2 protein-coding genes are annotated in these 2,942 nt (G+C 41.0%); both read right to left on the minus strand.

What is annotated here, in order from left to right; translation table 11 throughout:
- Positions 1-297: 297 nt before the first annotated feature.
- Positions 298-1,152 (minus strand): restriction endonuclease, encoded by an 855-nt coding sequence (locus JHD69_RS19335; protein WP_199141978.1) that lies wholly within the window; start codon positions 1,150-1,152, stop codon positions 298-300.
- 821 nt (positions 1,153-1,973) lie between these two features.
- Positions 1,974-2,366 (minus strand): helix-turn-helix domain-containing protein, encoded by a 393-nt coding sequence (locus tag JHD69_RS19340; RefSeq protein ID WP_199141979.1) that lies wholly within the window; start codon positions 2,364-2,366, stop codon positions 1,974-1,976.
- Positions 2,367-2,942: the final 576 nt, after the last annotated feature.

The following is a 2,942-nucleotide window of genomic DNA, read 5'->3' on the forward strand; positions in this document are numbered from 1 at the left end:
CAATTTACTGTTTACGCAATTTTCCAGCATAGAAGAGTCGTTAAATGAGCTTAAAGCCAACGCCATATTGAATGGTGAAATAGTAGCGCTGAAAGATGATGCTCGGCAGACTTTGGCGCCCTTCAGAACTGGAAGAATACCCAACGCGCAAAACTCAACTACTATCTTTTAAATATTCTCTGGCTCGAGGGATATTCATATTATCGCTGACACGAACCTGCCGAATTTCTATTGCTAAAAAGAAAAATTCTGTTCCTAAGCAGAATGTTGAACTATGTTCACAATGCCTATAGCATGTTAATCACTATTTTTTCCCGGTGCATCCTGAATGATAATACCGCCTTGGGAAAGTACAAAAACTTTGTCTTCAAATATGCTGCGCATGATCATCCAAACCTGGTCGACGATATTAAAGGAACGTGTGGTACTATGATCCTCCTCTAAAAGAAAACCAGTGAATGTTATATTTTCAAATAAGATATCGCCTTTTCGGTATTCAATCAGTGTACCTTTTACAGGATAAGATTGGCTATAGATTTCAAGTAATTTCTTATTATGGAGCTTTCTTTGAAATGTGCTCATGTAGTTTCCAAACGGATCATTTTGTCCATTTTCCAAGCGGATTTTTGCGTAATGCATTGAGAGAATTTCTCGTTCATCTGTGATTTGATATTCGCCAAAATCGATGCATGTAACTTTTGGTCGGGTCATGATGGCGTTTATACCAATGTCGAGGGTAAAAAGATCTAACTTATGGTTTCCGTTATTGTAGTCCTTTCCCGCTTCTTTTAACTGGATAAGCTCGATGTTTTTATACTGCGCAAAGTTGAGCGCATCCAGGGTGAAGCCTTCCTTTGATACGATGATACCCTTTTCGATATCCAGGTCTTCAATAATAGCTGCTAGCTTCATGACCGTATCCTTGTTTACCTTCTTTTGCCAATATTTGCACTCGATAGCGGTACGGTAGCTACTTTTGCCGTTGGTGTGCTCTGTCAGCACGTCGATCTGATGCACTGAATTTGATTTCCCCTTCAGCTTGCAACCAGGACCATGTCCCAATATTTTGATGCCATAGCCACTGCCCAAGGTGTGGTAGATATAACGGGTGATTTCCTCATAACCCTTCCAATTTAGATTGTTATCCTGCATTATTAAAAAAATAAATTTGCCCTCAAGCCCGAAATTACTAAAAAAGAAATCATGGCTTTATATCTTCGGCAGCCTATTTGATATAACAGGGGAGCCGTTTGGTCCGAAAATTTGCACTGTATGATTAAACAAACGAACTTAGGATAAAATAACTACCACCTGTTTATGGAAACTCTAAGGAAACTGCTCGCAAATTTCAATGCATATTTTCTCAGGCCACGAATGGGATTATCCGGACAGACTGCACCGTGATGCGGTAAAGACCTGTAGTGTATGTGGGAAAACAAAGAGACTGGGTATTTAGAATTTTAACACTGGCAAAAATCTATTGCAAAAAGAAAAAACTACGCTAAATGAAAAGCTATCAGATAAATCCCAACGCATATTGTTCGCCATTTCATTAGTGGTAATAGTGGCCTTGCTAATTGTAGCGTGGCCGTATATCCCCGAAGGCGATGGCTGCCAAAGCGATGAATGCCGGATCAACCTTGCATTGATCCAATCTTCCCAGCCCATATAATAAAAAAGACCCGCCTTCATCCATAGGCCGGTCAAAATAAAAAACCAATTTTCCGGGATTTAATGGCTAGCTATCCTGCTGCTTCCCAGACAAGCCGCAGGAGTTTCTTTATAGTTGCGCGGAACGCCTCCCGCTCATCAGGCAGGTTGATATCTATTCCACAAACACTGCTTTTATTTTTCTGTGCATGCTGGATATACCAATAATTTTGACCCCCTTTCGCCAATTTTAAGACATAGATGAATCAAGTGTAAACCAATGGATCATTGGTTGTTTATTTTTAGCTTTGTTGGGGCAGTATTTACTGGCTTTTCCAGAATAGTTGCTCTGCCTTTTTAAGCATTCTGGGGAATGGGGTATGCACCCCTTTTTCCCAATGGAATATGGTTGATTCATTCACTTTGAGTGTTTTCCCCAAAAGTTCTTGTGTTAAGCCGTTTTTATATCTATACTCTTTCAGTCTTCCTGCGAACGTTGAAGTATCAATCTCAAAAGGAAAATATCCTAGGAATTCAACAATAAGGGGATAGTTACTAACCACCGGTTCACTTTTATTAGTCTCCCAATTCGTAACAGTCGCTTCGCTCACTTTTAAGGCCTTTGCAACATCACATTGGTAAAGCTTTAAGTCCATTCGCTTCTTTCTTATATGGTCCCCTATAGAAACAGGGGTTTTAGGGTAAGAAATGTGCATTGGCTTTCGTGTTTGGCGTTCAAAACGCAAACAAGGCAACGCATGTATGTCGATTTGATGGCCACAATCATCCTAAAGAAGAATGCATAAATCATCGATAACATAGCCCCTAAGGCCACATTTCCATAATTCATAAAAATCATTCTACTCGAGGCCGTGTTGCGTTGACTTGTTAGCAGCGTGGTCAAATTGAGAAGATAAATTCGCAATATCCTCTGATCTTTAGCATTGATAAACCGGGAGCTTTATTGCTCACTAATTGTATATTTCGGGAATACCATCCATCCCTGTGCATTCCAAACTGTTCAGATGGCACTATGGCTTTTTGTCTGACGCTTACCGCTCAAAAACCTCTCTAGATGTTCAAAGAATTTCTCATAATCGGTACGTCTAAAAGCCTTCGAAAAATCGGATGCTTTTTGTTTTCAGCCATACAATTAACATTATGGAGCATTCCCAGTTGCAAATGGGAACGATATAAAGGGTTTTAGCGTCAAAGGCTGTCTCTTATACACATCTAAAAGAGGGGGGGGGGGGGGGGGGGGGGGGGGGGGGGGGGGGGGGGGGGGGGGGGGG

The sequence above is a fragment of the Pedobacter sp. ASV12 genome (genome assembly GCF_016429155.1).
GTDB lineage: Bacteria > Bacteroidota > Bacteroidia > Sphingobacteriales > Sphingobacteriaceae > Pedobacter.